This is a genomic window from Emticicia fontis (genome assembly GCF_054779675.1).
On the sequence record NZ_BAAGXU010000003.1, the window covers coordinates 1 to 17363 of the forward strand.

Annotated in this window: 17 protein-coding genes; 15 read left to right on the plus strand and 2 right to left on the minus strand. The window is 35.2% G+C overall.

The features are described from left to right. Positions 1-26 precede the first annotated feature (26 nt). From ACYVFA_RS02410 to ACYVFA_RS02470, 13 genes are all read left to right on the plus strand, one after another. Complete coding sequence (locus ACYVFA_RS02410) at positions 27-704, plus strand: DUF6625 family protein (protein ID WP_460470245.1); 678 nt, start codon at positions 27-29, stop codon at positions 702-704. A 90-nt stretch (positions 705-794) separates the two neighbouring features. After that, on the plus strand, positions 795-917 hold the full coding sequence (locus tag ACYVFA_RS02415) for a hypothetical protein (protein WP_460470197.1): 123 nt from the start codon (positions 795-797) through the stop codon (positions 915-917). Between the two features lie 115 nt (positions 918-1032). After that, positions 1033-2451 (plus strand): TlpA family protein disulfide reductase, encoded by a 1419-nt coding sequence (locus ACYVFA_RS02420; protein WP_460470198.1) that lies wholly within the window; start codon positions 1033-1035, stop codon positions 2449-2451. Between the two features lies 1 nt (position 2452). Next, on the plus strand, positions 2453-3292 hold the full coding sequence (locus tag ACYVFA_RS02425) for a DUF6625 family protein (protein ID WP_460470199.1): 840 nt from the start codon (positions 2453-2455) through the stop codon (positions 3290-3292). 3 nt (positions 3293-3295) lie between these two features. After that, complete coding sequence (locus ACYVFA_RS02430) at positions 3296-4906, plus strand: vitamin K epoxide reductase family protein (RefSeq protein WP_460470200.1); 1611 nt, start codon at positions 3296-3298, stop codon at positions 4904-4906. Between the two features lie 93 nt (positions 4907-4999). Beyond that, entirely contained in the window at positions 5000-7204 is a 2205-nt protein-coding gene (locus ACYVFA_RS02435; protein ID WP_460470201.1) for a peptidase domain-containing ABC transporter, read from the plus strand. Next, positions 7204-8640 carry an HlyD family efflux transporter periplasmic adaptor subunit gene (locus ACYVFA_RS02440; RefSeq protein WP_460470202.1) on the plus strand — a complete coding sequence of 479 codons (1437 nt, stop codon included), beginning with the start codon at positions 7204-7206 and terminating at the stop codon, positions 8638-8640. Before ACYVFA_RS02435 ends, ACYVFA_RS02440 begins: the two co-directional genes overlap by 1 nt. Before the next feature lie 249 nt (positions 8641-8889). Next, positions 8890-9078 (plus strand): hypothetical protein, encoded by a 189-nt coding sequence (locus ACYVFA_RS02445; protein ID WP_460470203.1) that lies wholly within the window; start codon positions 8890-8892, stop codon positions 9076-9078. A 96-nt stretch (positions 9079-9174) separates the two neighbouring features. Further along, positions 9175-10128 carry a DUF6624 domain-containing protein gene (locus ACYVFA_RS02450; protein ID WP_460470204.1) on the plus strand — a complete coding sequence of 318 codons (954 nt, stop codon included), beginning with the start codon at positions 9175-9177 and terminating at the stop codon, positions 10126-10128. Continuing rightward, positions 10128-11090 (plus strand): ATP-grasp domain-containing protein, encoded by a 963-nt coding sequence (gene gwsG / locus ACYVFA_RS02455; protein WP_460470205.1) that lies wholly within the window; start codon positions 10128-10130, stop codon positions 11088-11090. Before ACYVFA_RS02450 ends, gwsG begins: the two co-directional genes overlap by 1 nt. 3 nt (positions 11091-11093) lie before the next feature. Beyond that, the gene (locus tag ACYVFA_RS02460) at positions 11094-11318 is read left to right on the plus strand and encodes a hypothetical protein (RefSeq protein ID WP_460470206.1); all 225 of its coding nucleotides are present in this window, start codon (positions 11094-11096) and stop codon (positions 11316-11318) included. Beyond that, positions 11318-12373 (plus strand): grasp-with-spasm system SPASM domain peptide maturase, encoded by a 1056-nt coding sequence (gene gwsS, locus ACYVFA_RS02465; protein ID WP_460470207.1) that lies wholly within the window; start codon positions 11318-11320, stop codon positions 12371-12373. Before ACYVFA_RS02460 ends, gwsS begins: the two co-directional genes overlap by 1 nt. Before the next feature lie 2 nt (positions 12374-12375). Further along, a complete protein-coding gene (locus tag ACYVFA_RS02470) occupies positions 12376-13710 on the plus strand; it encodes a TolC family protein (protein ID WP_460470208.1) in 1335 nt (444 codons plus the stop codon). An 11-nt stretch (positions 13711-13721) separates the two neighbouring features. On the opposite strand, the gene ACYVFA_RS02475 is transcribed toward ACYVFA_RS02470, so the two are convergent. Further along, positions 13722-14312 (minus strand): uracil-DNA glycosylase family protein, encoded by a 591-nt coding sequence (locus tag ACYVFA_RS02475; RefSeq protein WP_460470209.1) that lies wholly within the window; start codon positions 14310-14312, stop codon positions 13722-13724. Between the two features lie 88 nt (positions 14313-14400). On the opposite strand from ACYVFA_RS02475, the gene ACYVFA_RS02480 reads away from it, so the two are divergent. Continuing rightward, positions 14401-15243: a hypothetical protein gene (locus ACYVFA_RS02480; protein WP_460470210.1), complete on the plus strand. Its 843-nt coding sequence runs from the start codon at positions 14401-14403 to the stop codon at positions 15241-15243. 239 nt (positions 15244-15482) lie between these two features. Beyond that, positions 15483-15761: a hypothetical protein gene (locus ACYVFA_RS02485; RefSeq protein ID WP_460470211.1), complete on the plus strand. Its 279-nt coding sequence runs from the start codon at positions 15483-15485 to the stop codon at positions 15759-15761. A 143-nt stretch (positions 15762-15904) separates the two neighbouring features. Here the strand turns inward: ACYVFA_RS02485 and ACYVFA_RS02490 are convergent, their stop codons facing one another. After that, a complete protein-coding gene (locus ACYVFA_RS02490; protein ID WP_460470212.1) occupies positions 15905-16981 on the minus strand; it encodes a type I restriction endonuclease in 1077 nt (358 codons plus the stop codon). Positions 16982-17363: the final 382 nt, after the last annotated feature.

Sequence of the window (17363 nt, forward strand, 5' to 3'; positions counted from 1 at the left end):
AAAATTAACTATGAACTATAGAAATTATAAAGCATCATACATTTAGAAACATAACCAAAACACTGGCCTCTGAAAAACTTAATATATCAGTTTCTTTAGATTTTCCGTATAAACTTTGTGATTTTAAACCTGCTTATGGTCTAATTTTCCAGGATTATATATCGGAATACAATTTTTGGGGACAAAGCGATATTGATGTAATATACGGTAATCTGCGAGAATTCCTGAATGAAGAGATGCTAAGTTATTATGATTTTATTAGTGTTCGTCATGATTATACTTCAGGATGCTTCGCTTTGTATCGAAACAATGAATTGATAAACAATATTTTTAAACGAAGCAAAGATTATGAAAAAGTCTTTTCAACTACTGCTCATTTTTGTTTTGATGAATGTAATTTCAAACATGATGAATTAACTGCAGGAGCTTCAATCTTTGATTTAAAAACTGATATAGAAAGTTTTACGCATATTATGAAGTCAGCAGAATTGACTAGTGAAATAAAAGTTCATTTTGACTTTATTTTGCTTGAGGGCTATGCCGGACGAGCAAAATTTGACAATGGACGAGTAATTTATAAAAACAAGTATGAGGCTATTCTTTTCCACTTGTATTGGCTAAAACGTGTATGCTTGCCTCACAAACAAATAATTCATATACCTGATAAGTATAGAATAAGCCCAACACGGATATATCATTATTAAGTTTATTTGAAGATATTCTTGCAAGGAAAGGCGCAGCCGAAAGCCTTTAAAGTAGGCATAACATGAATAAATTCTAACAAAATGAAAAAAATGAGTTTGGCAAACGTCAAAGAATCTTTGAGCCGGGAAGAAATGAAAAAAATTCTGGCTGGAAGTTCTGCCGATGGATGTGGTCAATGTATTACTTTTAATGGAACGGTATTACCTTGTTAGGCTATTGGTGGACCGTGGGGCTGTATGTGTTCGACATTCAGTTCGAACAATATTTGTGGATAGTTTCATTCAGAACAACGAGAAATATAACTCGTTGTTCTACAAAATTAAGAATATGAACATAAAATTGGTAGTAATAGTAGTAAGTATTTTTTGCTCATCGCTTTGTTATGCAAACGAGGTAACTATACATATTAAAACGAGCAACGCCAAAATAAAAGAAGTACAGATTTTTTTTGTTGATTTAGATGGCATGAATGTTCTTAGTAGGCGGAAAATTGATGCTAATGGAGAAGCTCTGCTTAATTTTTATATAGGGCGTTCTTATTTTGCTTTTATTAATTTTGGCGAATCAAATCAGGTAATCTACCTAAAGCCTGATGGTACTTACGAAGTTTCGGTAGATTTCTCGAAAAAGTATCTTGATGTCAACTTTGCAGGGAAGGATGCCAATATTAATACCTATCTTGAACAAGCAAAACAGAGATTTCGTGAATTTAAATATCGTAATAAAGAATATTACCAATGGAATAAAGAAGAATATCCTCTTGCAATTCAAAAAATAGACTCTATCTTAACCCTTGAAAGAAAGGCATTTTTTCAAGCAAATACTATTACAAAAGAGGATAAAGAATTGTTGGAGGACCTAGCAAAAGCTGAGATTTTATCTTCAAAAATGAGTCACTTTCTGGCAAATTACAATCCTGTGTCTCTTGAAAATCAAAATATTCCGCCAGTTCTACAAAATTTGAACAAATCAGTGCCATTTAATGAAAACTTGCTTCAAGCGCAACCTGAATCATACTTAATGGTGATAAAATTTTATAGCCAGATTCTCTCAAGGGTTGCTATGCAGGAATCTTTAATGGATGTAAAAAATATGACGGTAGATTCATACCTGGAAATATCTTATCCCATTATTAAAAAATTATCAGCTTCGGCAAAATTCAAAGAATTTATGTTGGCTGATATTATAATGAACTGCTTAATGATTAAAATTCCAGAAAACTTCAATAGCATTTTTAATGAGTTTAAGGAAAGCTATCCAAATTCCGGTTATATACCTAAAATATATTTAAGATATAACTCATTAACAAAAATAAGTAAAGGGAATAAAGCCTTTGAGATAGAAGGGAAAAATATTAGTGATAAAACAGTAAAATTGAGTGATTTTAATGGGAAAATAGTTTATATAGATTTATGGGCTACCTGGTGTGGACCTTGTATAAAAGAATTCCCTAATTCTGTTGCTCTTCAAAAAAAATTCAAAGCGAATAAAGAAATTATTTTTCTATTTGTTTCGCTTGATAAGGATCGTAATAAGTGGAAAAATTATCTTCTTAAACATCCTGAACTGACTGGAATACATATTAATTTATTGGCACCAGAACTCGAAAAAACCATGCAAAATTATAATGTAAACAGTGTGCCGCGCTACATATTAATTGATAAAATTGGTGGGATTATATCTTCAAGCGCAGATGCTCCATCATCAGATAAAATTGAATCGACATTAAGAAATCTGCTAAAGTAAAATGGATAGTAGAGTTGTAATTCTAATCCCTTATTATGGAAAATTTCCTTGGTATTTTCCATATTTTTTGCACTCTTGCTCATTTAACAATACTATAGATTTTCTTATTTTTTCAGATAGTCTTTATCAAAGCGAATTACCTGAAAATGTTAAAATTATAAATATCTCATTTGAGGAAATGAAAACATTGATAGCTGAAAAACTGAAAATAGCCATATCAATAGATTTTCCTTATAAACTATGTGATTTCAGACCTGCTTATGGTTTGATTTTCGCAGATTATATTAAAGAGCATACCTTTTGGGGACAAGGAGACATTGATGTTATTTATGGTGATTTAAGAGGGTTTTTAACCGATGAATTATTGAGTCAAGTTGATTTTGTCAGTGTCAGACATGAATATACTACCGGGTGTTTTGCCTTATATCGGAATAATAAATTTATAAACAATATTTTTAAGCGAAGTAAAGATTACCAGAAAGTATTTACTACAAGCGATCACTTTGCTTTTGACGAATTCAACTTTTTACATCATCATATTAGTGAAGAGAAAACGGTTTTTGACATTGAAACAAGTATCGAAACCTTTACGCATATCATCAAATCTGCAGAAAGTAATAACGAAATAAAAGCCCATTTTGATTTTATTTTATTAGAAGGCATTCCAGGTAAAATTAAATTCGACAGCGGTAGAGTTATCTATAAAAATATGTACGAAGCAGCTTTGTATCATTTGCACTGGTTGAAGCAAATATATAATCCAAAAAGAAATCCTGAAAATATCCCAAACCAATATACTATTAGTCCAACACGAATATATCACCCTAAAAAGAGTAAATAAAACATGGCATATACTTTTAACACCGAGCTAAAAAGCATTGCAAGTGCCTATGCTCAATTGATAGGAGCGAGAGTTTCCAGTAGAACTATTGGGACGGAAATTGAAGAAAATCCGTATTATCCGAGCTTGTTAGCTCTAAGTGATACTTTTAAGAGATATAAAATCCATAATGAAGCTTTTTTGTTGAATGCTCAGGAATTTGACACTGTGGCTATAGAAACTCCGTTTGTGGCATTTATGAAGATCCCTGAGATTGGAACTGATTTTGTATTAGTTACTGATGTTACAGAGCAGACAGTAAGTTATCAACACAAAGGCAATAAAAAACAAATAGTTTCGAAGAAAGATTTTGTGCAGAGTTATAAAGACATTATTTGGCTTGCAGAAACTTCAGAACAAAGCGGGGATACTGAGTACGCTAAAAAGAAGCAAGTTGAAAGAATAAAAACAAATAAAAAAATAGTAAATATTGTTTTTGCAGGCATCATTTTTTTGTTAGTCATTCTGGCTAATATTCCTTCAGGCGCTTTTATACCCTTTAGTATAATTACTATTATAAAAATGTTTGGTTTTTCAACTGCTAGTTTATTGTTGATATATGAGATAGATAAAAATAATGCTTTTGTAAAAAATATTTGTTCTGTTGGTATAAAAACCGACTGTGATGCAGTGCTAAGTAGTAAGGCTGCCAAAATAATGGGGATTAGTTGGGGAGAAATTGGCTTTTTTTATTTTGCTTCTACACTTTTGGGATTATTATTGCCTAATATACCTTTTGAAATAAAAGCTACCTGTCTTGCTATTGCCAATGTTTTTGCTGCCCCCTATATTATATTTAGTATTTATTATCAATGGAGAGTTGTCAGACAATGGTGCCCACTATGTTTAGCAGTTCAATTTACTTTAGCTGCAGAATTATTATGGAGTATGGTATTTATATGGGGAGGTCCAATCGTAAATATTTTGACGCCAGTTGTACTATTGGCGCTATTTTTCTGTACAATAGCCCCTATTATTTTATGGTACACATTAAAGCCTATATTGACTAAAGCACAAGATCATGACTTATATAAGCCTGCCTATAAACGATTACAATATAATCCTGAAATATTTAATAGTTTATTGCAGCAACAGGAAAAATATCCTGATGGCTGGCAACAAGTAGGTATTGATATAGGTAACCCTAACGCCTCAAATACAATTATAAAAATTTGCAATCCTTATTGCAAACCTTGCGAAAAAAGTCATGTTGAGTTAGAAGATATTATTAAACGCAACAAGGATATTAAATTGAAGATAATTTATATTACACGAAATACCGAATTAGATAAAGGCTCAATTATAGTAAAACATTTATTAGCTATAGCTGCTGAAGGCAATATAAATAAAACTCAAAAGGCTTTAGATGATTGGTATTTGAACGTTAGTAAAGACTATGATACATTTTTGGCTAAATACCCTATAAATGGAGAATTATATGAACAAGGGGTAAAAATTGAAGCAATGAGTGCCTGGTGTGATAAAGCGCATGTTACACATACACCTACTATTTTTGTAAATGGTTATCGTTTACCGGAAAATTACAATGTGGAAGAATTAAAGTATATTTTATAAATATTACATTCTTCTTATTTTCTAACTGTATTAGGGAGCGTATTACTATATAAGAAGTATTATACTTGTATCCAGATTAAAGTAAAATATCACATGCTATTCACGCATTATCGGCAACTCGACCAAATGGATTGTGGACCTACCTGCTTACGTATGGTGGCAAAGCATTATGGCAAAAACTTTAATGTACAAACGCTTAGGGCTAAATCAGAGATTGGTAAGGAGGGAGTTTCTTTATTGGGGATTGCTCAGGCGGCTGAGGATATTGGGTTTAAGACATTGGCTGTAAAGGTGGATTTCGGGAAATTGGCAGAGGAGGCTCCCCTACCCTGTATTGTGCATTGGCAGCAAAATCATTTTGTAGTGGTCTATAAAGTTTCGAGAAATAGATTTAACAAAAATACGACTGTGCATGTAGCTGACCCGGCTAAAGGGTTAATTACTTATACCAAAGAAGAGTTTTGCCAGGGGTGGTTGGCTTCAAAGAAAAAGAATGAAGAAGAAGGGATTGCTTTGCTTTTAGAGACTACTCCTAGGTTTTATGAAGAAGAAGGAGAGAAATCTAAGGGGTTAGCGTTAGGTATGCTCTGGCAGTATGTATGGCGGTATAAGAGCTTGTTGTTTCAATTGGGTCTAGGCTTGTTGGTAGGGTCGATTCTGCAAGTGGTTTTGCCTTTTCTGACGCAGTCTATTGTTGATACGGGTATACAAACGCGTAATATTCATTTTATTTATCTGATACTGGTTGCGCAGTCTATGCTGTTTCTGGGCCGGATGTCGGTCGATTTTATCAGAAGCTGGATATTGCTGCATATCAGCACACGTATTAATCTCTCTATCTTATCCGACTTCCTGAGCAAGTTGCTCAAACTTCCGATTTCATTTTTTGATTCGAAAATGACAGGGGATATTATGCAACGTATTGGAGACCATCACCGGATAGAGTCGTTTCTGACCGGGACTTCGCTCAATGTTATGTTCTCGTTGTTTAATCTGGTGATTTTCAGTTGTATTGCTGCTTTTTATAATCTTACCATCTTTGGCATTTTTATTATTTCGAGCCTATTGTACACGCTTTGGATAACGGTTTTTCTGAGGTATCGGCGGAAAATGGATCATAAACGCTTTGCGCTGGCGAGCCAGAATCAGAGTAGTCTGATACAATTAATTACGGGTGTACAGGAAATTAAAATGAATAATGCAGAGCACCTGAAACGCTGGGAATGGGAGAATCTGCAGGTAAGGCAGTTTAAGTGGAGTATTAAGAGTCTGGCTATAGGTCAATATCAACAAGCGGGTACACTTTTTATCAATGAGGGGAAAAATATCCTGATTACATTTCTGGCGGCTACGGCGGTAGTAAACGGACAAATGACGCTTGGAGGTATGATGGCTATGCAGTATATTATGGGGCAATTGAATAGCCCGATTGAGCAGTTGATTCAATTTATACAACATTGGCAGGACGCGCAGATTAGTATTGAGCGGCTCAATGAGATTCATGAAATGGATAATGAAGAGCCTGAAGAAAAGACACTGATCAGGTATCTGCCGCAAAATAAAGACATTAAAGTTCAGGACCTTTCTTTTACGTATACAGGTGCAGGTAATGAACCCGTATTAAAAAATATCAACCTGATTATTCCGCATGGAAAAATAACGGCAATTGTCGGAACAAGCGGCAGTGGTAAGACGACATTGTTGAAATTACTACTGAAATTCTATCAGTTGAACAAGGGAGAAATACGGTTGGGGGAAACTAATTTATCAAATATTAGCCCGCGGGTATGGCGTGCGGTATGCGGTACGGTATTGCAGGATGGGTTTATTTTTTCGGATACGATTGCCAACAATATTGCGGTGGGTGATGAAACGCCGGATATCCCGAAATTGTTGCACGCGGTTAAGGTTGCTAATATTCAGTCGTTTATTGAGGAATTGCCGTTGAGCTATAATACCAAGATAGGCGCCGAGGGGAATGGGATTAGTCAGGGACAAAAGCAGCGGTTACTGATTGCGAGAGCGGTGTATAAGAATCCTGATTTTATTTTTTTTGACGAGGCTACGAACGCTTTGGATGCCAATAATGAAAGCGTGATTATGCAGAATCTTGATGCGTTTTTTAGAGGCAGGACAGTGGTAGTGGTGGCTCATCGGTTGAGCACTGTAAAAAATGCCGACCAGATTGTTGTGCTGGAAAAGGGTGAGATTGTTGAGATAGGTACCCACCGGGAACTCTCGCAAAAGCATGGCAAATACTTTGAATTAGTGAAAAACCAGTTAGAATTGGGGAATTAATGGAAGACACTAAAGAAATATCTGAAAAGTTGCTCAGAACCAATCTGACCGAATTACTGGGAGGAAAAGGCATACCCAGTACTGACATTGTCAGCGAAACGCCTGTTGTACCTCCTGTGCCGCCCGAATTGGGTAAGGGTGATGATGGCAATGACGGTAATTACCGAATGCCGGAGTTGAGGAATACGCAGGTAGATGAGGTGCTGAATCAGCCGCCAGCGTGGTTGATTCGTTGGGGCATCAGTGTTTTTTTCTTCGTTTTACTCATTCTATTAGGTGTTGCCTGGTTTGTAGAGTATCCTGACCTGGTGGGGGCGCAAATGAAAGTGGTTTCGGATAATGCTCCGAAATCGGTAAATACGAAAATAGAGGGGCGCTTGACCAGATTACTGATAACTGAGGGGCAATTTGTGCAACAAGGCGAACATCTGGCTTATATGGAGAGTACGGCCAATGCAGAAGAGGTACTTATTCTGGAGAGTAGTATTAATCAATTGATTGCCTTATCTGTTGCGAATGATTTTGAGGGTATTCACCGGACAAAGATTCCTTTGTTTTTTGCGTTGGGGGAATTGCAGAAACCGTATCAGACTTTTCAGGAAGCGTTGGTGCGCTCGGCTTCATCGATGGCTGATGGTTCTTATCTGAAAAAGAAAGGGGCTGTAAACAGGGATATTCATACCTTGAACAGTATTCAGGAAAATACCAGAGCGCAACTGGAATTGCAGGAAAAAGACCTGCAAATGGCCTACGAAGAGGCACAGAGTCAGCAGCGATTGAGTGATAAAGGGTTTGTATCGAAACAGGATGCAAGGAGTGCCCAGAGCCGCTATTTAAGCAAAAAACAGGCATTTGAACAGGCTAAGGGGTCGTTGGATAATAATTCGATGAGTCAGAATCAGAAACAGCAGGAACTGATAGAACTGGATAAAACGATTACGGAGCAAAAGAATGGATTGATTCAGTCTATTAATTCGCTGAAGAGTGATATTGAAGCCTGGAAACAAAGATATATTGCTATGGCTCCGATTGCAGGCAAGGTTAATTTTCTGACGAATCTACAAGAGAATCAGATGCTCAAAGCCGGGCAGGAATTGCTTTACATTCTGCCGGATGGTGCGGGGTATCATGGAGAGATGCTGGTGGGCCAGTACAATTTCGGTAAAGTGCGTAAAAATCAGGAGGTGATTGTGAAGTTTCAGAGTTACCCGTTTCAGGAGTTTGGGACGGTGAAAGGTCAAATCTCATATATTTCGGATATACCAAAAGATACGGCATATCTGGTAAGAGTAAATTTTCCAGATGGATTGGTGACATCTGCCAATAAAAAACTCCCTTTCAGAAACGGGATGACTGCCTCGGGCGAGGTAGTTACGGAGAATCTGAAATTGATAGAGAAGCTATTTTATGATATAAGAAAGACGATGAAACGTTAATAGATAATTATTTTGTTAATCAGCATAATCTGGGATAAGTTTAGTTTTATATCAGATAAATACGATCAGAAATCTCATCTACTTTAAAAAGCTGATAGTCAAGTATTTGAATTTTACGGACTGAATCTGACTAATTATTGTTAAAAAAATCATCTTTTCTTTTGTCCCTATAAATAAATTTTATAAATTACAAAGCCAGAATTCAATTTCACATGGTGTGAAATTATAAACCCTTTTGGTAAAGTAAACATGAAAAAAGACAAATTATTAGAAAGTTTTGCTGACTTTAAGCTAGAAAAATCTTTTGAGAAAAAAATTGTTGGTGGATTAGTTGGTACAACGAGCACAGGTGAGTGTACAACAGTTACCAGAACATCAGTGCCAAGTCCGGATCACTATGATGATTGTGATGTAGATGAAGAAAAACCAGTTGGATGATTATAAGTAAAAAGGTCGCCTCAGGAGTTTAGAGGGGCGAATATGATGTGGCTAAAAAACTTTTGAGGTGACCTAAAAAACTACAGATTTTAAATCATGATAAGATTTACAATTATCCTATTCTTCTTTTGCCAACAGGGGTTTTCGCAAAATTATTCTGATATTATAAAACTTGCTTTGAAAGCTTATTCCAATAGAGACTATGCGCTTTCGGAGAAATATTTTGAGCAGGCATTTAATCTTGGAACTCCTAATAAGCATGAATTATATAATGCGGCAATGATGTCTTCATTAAACAAAAATCAGGAAAAAGCTTTCAGATATCTGAGAATGTCGATTGAAAAGGGATGGGACGACCCAGTTGCTATTGTTCAAAATGATGGTTTTTTATACTTACACCAGTTTGATGAATGGAAAAATAATTTTGCTGAAATAGCGAAAGGTATTGATGAACCATTGCAAAAAAAACTCTTAGTGGTTTTCAATAATGATCAGAAAATGATTCAGAACATCGCTTCTGTTAATACTACTCTTCCTAATTATAAGGTTATTCTGGATAGTCTGACTACAGTACAGGATTCCATGCAAAATGCCCATTTACAAATAGTAACTCAAGCCTTAGATAGCCGGGGGTTTATCAGTAAGCTTGTGGTTGGTAACAAAGCAAGTCAGGTTCCGTTTTTGGTAATACAACATTCAAACTTATCAACCCAGAAAAAATATTACGAACTTTTTAAGAATGCCGCTGAAAACGGACTTTTTGAGAAAAAGCTATTGGCTCTTTTAGAAGACAGAATATTGGTTTTTGAGAAAAAACAACAATTGTATGGCACCCAGTTATTTTATGACCAGGCAGATTCTACCTATTATTTCTACCCGATTGCCGATGTGAAGAATCTTTCTCAAAGAAGAAGTAATATGAAAATAAATCCTATTGAAGAATACGCTGCGGTATATGGTATAACCTGGAGTATAGAAGCTTATCTGAAAAATTACAGAAAATCAAAAAGGAAGTTAAAAGAAGGATTCGATAAAAAATATACTAAATAATGATTCTAATTTTTTCTAATAAAGGAGATATATCAACCTCTTTTGTTATTCGTTGGCTTAATCATTTTGGGTGTGAATGGACAAGGATAAACGATACAAGAAGTTTTTTTAATTTAATTGCCCATGAAAATACCAGTGTATTAGAAATAGATGAACTGAAACTAATTAAAATAGACTCAATCTGGTATAGAAGAAATATTTTCAGAGATGAGCGGTTCAGATTAAACCATGTATTTAATGACCTGAATAAAAGAGATAAAAATAAGATAGTGAGCCATATTATTGACGAACAGAAGGTTTTACTTTCTTTTTTGACAAAAAAAAATTTACTAGAGAAGAAATCAATAAACTCACCGAATAACGTAAATATAAGCAAACTACAACAATTAGAAGCGGCGAAAGAAGCAGGATTAAACACACCGGATTCTTATATAATTTCAACTAAAAGAGAATTAGAACAATTGCTGAAAACTTATACAAAAGTAGCCACAAAACCCCTTTCGGAAATGCTATTTTTAGATGGTACGCCTCAAGATTATGGAACATATACTGAACTGATAACAATCGAAGAACTTCCTTCTTTCTCCGATTTTTTTTACCCCATATTTGTTCAGAGTTATATAGATAAATTGATTGAAATACGCTCATTTTATCTGATGGGGGATTTTTATTCAATGGCTATGTTTACGCAGAGAGATACCCAAACTACCATTGATTTCAGAAGATACAATTTTGAAAAACCAACGCGTTCTGTCCCTTTTAAATTGCCAGTAACTATTGAAAAAAAGTTGACCAGACTTATGCGCAAATTAAATCTGAATTGCGGTTCTTTTGACATACTGTTTGATAAAAATTATAAATTTCACTTTCTGGAAGTTAATCCAGTTGGTCAGTTTGGAATGGTTTCTATTCCGTGTAATTATTATTTAGAAAAGCAAATTGCTGAAACGCTACAACATTGAAATATGGATATTAAACAACTGAAAAAACTAAAAAAGAAAGGGGCAAAAGATATTCCTTATCATGTAACAAAGATTTCGGAGGTAAAGAATAGCTCTGTTAAAGTAATGAATCTAGCCTTTTTTGAGTCTATGAATGGTTCAATGCTATTATATACAAACTATTATAAACCTATAAGCAGAATTCTAAGTGCAGATAACGAACCGTGTATTGAAGAAATAATAAGCTGATGAAAAAACGAGCGTATTTTTTATTCTTTGGAAATTGCGTGATTGTAAAAGGGGCAAACCGATCATTATTAATTGATTTGCAAAGATCTAGATATAAAGCCGTACCAAATCTTTTGGTAGACATTCTTAAAGAGAATAAGGTTAGAACACTTGAAGAAATCAAGAGCGATAACGAACACCAATACGATGAGGGTATAGATACATATATCAACTTTTTTTTAGACGATGACTGGGGGTTTATCACTGCAAAACCTGAGTACTTTCCAAATCTAAGTCTGGAGTGGGACTATCCCGGCCTTATCTCCAATTCTATCATTGATATCCGGTCGGAAATTCCTGATTATTTATCGGATGCTTTAAAGGAATTAGATACACTTGGTTGTGAAGCAGTACAATTCAGATTGTACGGTTCAATTAATCCAGAAGTATTATCGACCATTAACCGATATATTTCAACTTTAACCTTCACATATATAGAAGTATTTTTAAAGTTTGATGATAATATTATTCATTTCATTAAAGCTAATGCGCATGGTTTTATCAGATTCAGAGGATTTTATTTCTATAATTCGCCGGAGAATAAAACAGTTTTGCTTAAAGATAATGCCGGTACAAGTCTGACAACTATGCGATACCAAAAAGAAGTAATGGATATTCATAGTTGTGGTAAAGTAGAATTGGCAGCATTCGTGCCGGATTTAATGCTATTTACTGAATCTCAAAAACATAATACGTGTCTAAACCGAAAAATCAGTATAGACATAAATGGCGAAATAAAAAACTGCCCGTCTATGTTAAGAAGCTATGGTAATATCAGAGACACAACGCTTATAGAGGCGATAGAAAAGGCTGGTTTTAAGGAGCTTTGGTATATACATAAAGACCAGATAGAGATTTGCAAAGATTGTGAATTCAGGCATGTTTGTACCGATTGCAGGGCTTTTATTGAAGAGCCTGGCAATATTTATTCAAAACCTGCCAAATGCAGCTATGACCCTTATACGTCAACCTGGGGAGATGAAAATCTAACTAATAACCCCTTATATGGTCGGTAAACATGAAAAAGTTAAACACATCCTTATTGTATTTGCTTTGCCAGAAAATTGCGCTTATCATTTTCTCTTGTTTTTTTGCACTGCAAGTGTCGGCGCAGAAAAAATTCAGTCTGGAGCAATGTATTGACTATGCCTATAAACAGAGTTTTGATATTAAACAGCGCTTATTGAAAATAAGGCAGTCGGAGAATGTGCTTCGTCAATCAAAACAGGCCCTTTATCCGAGTGTATCGGGGTCTTTTTCGCAGGGGGTGAGTTCGGGGCGAAGTATTGACCCTTTTACGAATGATTTTATTCAGCATACGGTTTCGTCTAATTCGATAGGTCTGGGTACGAATGTGGTGGTTTTTAACGGGTTTACACTGAAGAATCAGGTGGTACAGAATGAATACAATGTACAAGCCGACGGGTGGGACTTGCAAAGGGGGAAAAATGAGTTGAGAAACCGCATTACGCTTGCTTTTATGCAGTTGCTGATGAATCAGGAGCTTTGGAAGATTAGTCAGGAGCAAGTGGTGAACCTGCAAACGCAATTGGAACGGGTGAAAGAACTGGTAAAGGAGGGCCACATGCCCAACACCAATCTGATTGATCTGGATGCACAATTGGCTACGGCAGAATTTGATGCCCTGAACATGAAAAATTCGATTGAGCTAGCCAAGCTGTCGTTGGCTCAGTTGATGGCTTTTCCGGATTATGAGACATTTGAGGTAGAATCTATGGCTTTTGATGAAAAAGTGATTGCCGTGAATGAGGCTTATCTGCAAACGGTATTATTATCAGTGAATAACCAACCATTGATAAAAAATGCTGAATTAAGGTTTCAGAGCGCGAAAGTGGGCATCAGGATGGCTCATGCCGGTAAGTATCCGAGTGTTTCAATCGGTGCAGGCATGGGAACAGCGTATTCGAGCGCGGCATCAAGAGAATATAATTATTTTAATCAGTTGAACTTCAACTTAAATCAGTATGCACGCTTGAGTGTGAATATACCGATTTATAGTAACGGACAGGTAAGGATGCGGATAAATAATGCCCTAATTTCTCAACAAATGGCTGATACGCAACTATCTCAATCGAAGCTGCAACTGAAACAGGAGATTGAACAGGCGTATCTGGCGGCAACAATTGCGAAAGAGAAACTAAATAGTGCCAAAAGGCAATTGAATACACAGCAAGTGGCTTTTGATTCGGCAAAAGAGCGATTCACTGAAGGGCTGATTCATGCCATTGAACTAAATAATTTCCGGCTGAATCTGGAGAGAGCTAAATCGAATTTTGTACAGACCAAGTATGAGTTGTTTTTCAGAAAGATGCTTCTGGATTATTATCGATGATAATTCTACAATTATAAGACTGGGGTTTTCGTATATAGTATTCTGTTTACCACACCTTTTAACTCCTGCAATACCTCTCTACTAAACCATTGGTTTTTGGCCTGCCAGATATTGTTGCGGGGGGAGGGGTGCGGTAAAGGGAAGAACTTAGGCAGATATTCCTGATAATGCCGGACGGTTTCGGTGAGGGTGTTTTTGACTCTTTCGCCTAAGTAGTAGTTCTGGGCATATTGCCCTACCAACAGCATGAGTTCTACTTTGGGCATTTTGTCTAATAACTGGCGGTGCCATAGTGGGGCGCACTCGGGGCGTGGGGGTAGGTCTCCGGTTTTGCCTGTGCCGGGGTAGCAGAAGCCCATAGGGATTATGGCAAAGAGGTTGGTATCGTAGAAGGTTTCTTTATCTACGTTTAGCCATGTGCGGAGGTTGTCTCCGCTTTTATCGTTCCAGGGGATGTTGGTGTTGTGGACGATTCTGCCTGGGGCCTGGCCTACTATTATGATTTTGCTCTCTGTGCTTGCTGCTACTACGGGGTTGACCCCTCCTACCAGATGTTGTTCGCATGTTTTGCAGTTTTTTATTTGGGAGAGGAGAGTTTGCATGGAGGATTAGAAAAATATATCAGAATGTGTTTTTATTTAATCGGAATCAAATACCTTTGGTGATTATATAAAAATAGCTATAAATATTGTGACTACAAAAGATACCAGATTACAAGACCCTACCTTTCGGTTTGCAGGAAAGAGAGTACAAATGAAGTTCATCATTGTTCTCACCCTATTCATTGCTATTATTTCTTGCAAAAAAAATGAAGTTAATGAAAAGACTCCTGTTTGTAATATAACAAAAGCTATTCCTCCGGATTCACCAGCTGACTCCATCGTGTACAAGTACAATTCAGCTAACAAACTTAGTGAATTTATAAATTACGGATACAATTGTGGTATAAAGTGGATTTTTACTTACCCTAAGCCAAATCAGTTAGTGATTAGCTATGAAGCAAAATGTCCGGATAATTTTCAGGAATTCTTTCCGGTAGTTATTGATTTTGACGATGCTGGTCATATAATTGAAATGAAAAAGAATCCTTCTAATGGACTTATTTTTTCTCCCTCCTATTCAGGCGATAACATCGTTTCATTATTGAGAAAAAGTCAGGGATATACCAGCGAAACTCATTTTGACTATGTCGGTAATAACGTTTCGAAGGTATATACAATTTTAGGTGGAAATACTACGGTTGTCTATTACGAGGGGCTGAAATATGATAACATGAAAACTCATTACACAAAAGAATATATCGCCTTGAGATTATACTCCAGTACGTTTATTAACGGTGGTACGTTTGAATATCTGAGCCAAAACAATGTGTTAAGTTATAACAGATATTTAGGCATAGGCCCTTCAGTAGATAAAGTTGAGTCTACATTTGAATATAATTCAAATAAATATCCTACTAAAATAACTTCAAAAATAACCACTAACTCTGGTTCTTATACAACAAGTGGTAATTATCAGTATTCTTGTCGATAGAGGTTGATGTGTTTTCTGGCGTAGTTTAACAATGACATTGACTTATGTGCTATTAGAGGCTTATTATAGGCTTTGCAGTTTTTATTTAGGAGGAGGGCGCATAACATTAAGTATAAAATTCATACTTGGATTATTTCATGGAATTGACATAATCTGTATTTTTACACTAAATACATAAGCACATTTAAAATTATCTTATGTATTAGCAAATTTATAAATTATAACTCAAATTTAAATTAATGGACTCTATCAGCGATTACGAAAGCATAAGTAAAATAGAAAAAGGTTTGAAGCTAGACCATCCCGAACTAACAGATTTTGAAAGATTATCTTTGGCAATTCAAATCCAAAGAAATCAAATTCTAAGAGTTGGGTTTGTAATAAACTCCTCAAGTCCAAATGGATTAGAAGCCATTGGTATTGCGTTAGGATATTCTAATAACTCATTTTCAGGAAATATTAGTGAGAGATTATCTGATATAGCCTCAGCTCTTGATGATTTTAAGGTAGAAAATTGATACTATTTACCACGGAGTTTCACAGAGTTTTGCATTGAGTTACACGGATAATTTAATAAAAAGCTCTCTATAACTGCTTTATTCGGTGAAGCCCCGTGATTTAAAATTAAAATAAAAGTTAATATTCTCCTTTTTCTAAACTGCTATAAATAATATCCTACCGTTTTTTCCAACTCATTTGACTGTCCATATATATCATCAAGCGTTTTGATTTCAGCTTTTAATTCCTTTTTATCTGCATCAAAAGTAGCTATATACTTTTTATTGGGGTTATTAAAGTATAATCTACAGATAGGTTTTCTATTATTATCATCTAAAAAGATAGCAAAATAAGATTGCGCATCACGATAAGTGATCCTATTAACTGAGACTTTCGTTCTTAATATTGATCTTACAATATAAAATCCTTCCAACTCTTCAGCTGTAGTAACAATTTTATCATCGGGTTCAATTGGGGCAGATATTTGTTGAATTGGCTGTGCTGGTTCTTCTACGATAATAGAGGCATTATCAGGTGTAATAGCGGATTTTAACCTTTCATTTAAAGTATCATTTATGATATTGGCAAATGTACGCTTTACTAATGGGCGAAAAGCGTCTATTACTTTTGCCGTTACCATATTTGGGTAAACTTGTTTAGCAAAATATCTAACAAAATCATCATTAGGTTCTTGAAGTTCTTGTAATATCAAATGCCTGATTTCATTGATATATTTTAGCTCACTGGCCGATTGGTATATATTGGTGCTATCAAAATAGGCTTTATGGAAATCTCTTAATTTCTCAATTTGTCCGTCTTTAATTTCCTCAATATTAAATTCTAAAAATGGTTTTTCATCCATTTTATTAGGTTCTACTAAGTCGGTATAAAATCTAAAAATTAAGCCATTTGTTAAGATAGCAAATTTAGCTTTAGATACATGAAAATATCTTAGCAATTGTCCATCATGAATATTCAGGTTTTGTTTCCAATGTTTACATTCAACCAATATGATCGGCTCACTATCTCTAAAAATTGCATAATCTATTTTTTCTCCTTTTTTTGTACCAATATCGCAAACAAATTCAGGCACTACTTCGAGTGGATTAAAAACGTCATAGCCTAATACTTGAAGAAAGGGCATAATGAATGCATTTTTTGTAGCTTCTTCTGTATGAATATTGTCTTTTAGTTTAGTGACTCTATCACTAAACTGTTTAATATGATCTTTAAAGTCCATTGCATTTGGTTGTTTTAGGTTAATAAAAGGGTTATACACACTCATTTACTTTTCTAAGAGTGATACTTTTAGAAAAGCTATCTTTATCAATTATCTTCATGAAATAATTACAAGAATACAAAAAATATTAATAAAAAAAACAAAATTGGTCTGACATTTATTTAAAGGCATCTGAATAATAAAAGTTAAGTTTCGCGCTTTTTATTCGTATTCAATAAATGAAACCTAGCTTTGCACTGAAAACAGCTTTGCTAAATATTAGCATTGGATACTATGTGGTGGCTGATCTCTTGTCACTCCTTTTCGCAGTTCTTTATTTCGATGTAAGATACTCTCAAAGCAGCTAAGATATGTTCAATCATATACGTTGAAGATATGTTAC

Excerpts from the sequence above, each read along its gene's own strand:
- ACYVFA_RS02490 (WP_460470212.1), bottom strand. The coding sequence starts at position 16,981 with ATGGACTTTAAAGATCATATTAAACAGTTTAGTGATAGAGTCACTAAA.
- ACYVFA_RS02485 (WP_460470211.1), top strand. The coding sequence starts at position 15,483 with ATGGACTCTATCAGCGATTACGAAAGCATAAGTAAAATAGAAAAAGGT.
- ACYVFA_RS02425 (WP_460470199.1), top strand. The coding sequence starts at position 2,453 with ATGGATAGTAGAGTTGTAATTCTAATCCCTTATTATGGAAAATTTCCT.
- ACYVFA_RS02435 (WP_460470201.1), top strand. The coding sequence starts at position 5,000 with ATGCTATTCACGCATTATCGGCAACTCGACCAAATGGATTGTGGACCT.
- ACYVFA_RS02415 (WP_460470197.1), top strand. The coding sequence starts at position 795 with ATGAGTTTGGCAAACGTCAAAGAATCTTTGAGCCGGGAAGAAATGAAA.
- ACYVFA_RS02450 (WP_460470204.1), top strand. The coding sequence starts at position 9,175 with ATGATAAGATTTACAATTATCCTATTCTTCTTTTGCCAACAGGGGTTT.
- ACYVFA_RS02475 (WP_460470209.1), bottom strand. The coding sequence starts at position 14,312 with ATGCAAACTCTCCTCTCCCAAATAAAAAACTGCAAAACATGCGAACAA.
- ACYVFA_RS02445 (WP_460470203.1), top strand. The coding sequence starts at position 8,890 with ATGAAAAAAGACAAATTATTAGAAAGTTTTGCTGACTTTAAGCTAGAA.
- gwsG (WP_460470205.1), top strand. The coding sequence starts at position 10,128 with ATGATTCTAATTTTTTCTAATAAAGGAGATATATCAACCTCTTTTGTT.
- ACYVFA_RS02470 (WP_460470208.1), top strand. The coding sequence starts at position 12,376 with ATGAAAAAGTTAAACACATCCTTATTGTATTTGCTTTGCCAGAAAATT.
- ACYVFA_RS02430 (WP_460470200.1), top strand. The coding sequence starts at position 3,296 with ATGGCATATACTTTTAACACCGAGCTAAAAAGCATTGCAAGTGCCTAT.
- ACYVFA_RS02460 (WP_460470206.1), top strand. The coding sequence starts at position 11,094 with ATGGATATTAAACAACTGAAAAAACTAAAAAAGAAAGGGGCAAAAGAT.
- gwsS (WP_460470207.1), top strand. The coding sequence starts at position 11,318 with ATGAAAAAACGAGCGTATTTTTTATTCTTTGGAAATTGCGTGATTGTA.
- ACYVFA_RS02440 (WP_460470202.1), top strand. The coding sequence starts at position 7,204 with ATGGAAGACACTAAAGAAATATCTGAAAAGTTGCTCAGAACCAATCTG.
- ACYVFA_RS02420 (WP_460470198.1), top strand. The coding sequence starts at position 1,033 with ATGAACATAAAATTGGTAGTAATAGTAGTAAGTATTTTTTGCTCATCG.